At 65.6% G+C, this 291-nt stretch carries 1 pseudogene; it reads left to right on the plus strand.

Annotated elements, in window-relative coordinates:
- Positions 1 to 291 (plus strand): annotated as a pseudogene (locus EN852_RS41555) (hypothetical protein); the annotation flags it as partial.

Consider the following 291-nt stretch of genomic DNA (forward strand, 5'->3'; position numbering starts at 1 on the left):
CGTAACTCCGGCGCGGCGCATCTCGATCGAGGAACTGGTGGCCGGCTATCTTGCGGGGACGCAATCTGGCGACCGTGAGCCGGAGGTCGCCCTTGCCATGGTCCGAGTCCTGATGGCGCGTTACGCCAACCGCGTTTCCGATCAGCAGGTATCACTGTTCGAGGACTTTGATCCAGAGCCGCGGACACCGCTCAAGGCGAATGCGCCGGTCGCCGAGGCCGCCAGGCTGCACCTCCACGCGCTGAGCGGGCGTGCCTTCCACTACGGTTTCGACACGCTGTGCGACGCAAG

The sequence above is a fragment of the Mesorhizobium sp. M2E.F.Ca.ET.209.01.1.1 genome (assembly GCF_004010375.2).
GTDB lineage: Bacteria > Pseudomonadota > Alphaproteobacteria > Rhizobiales > Rhizobiaceae > Mesorhizobium.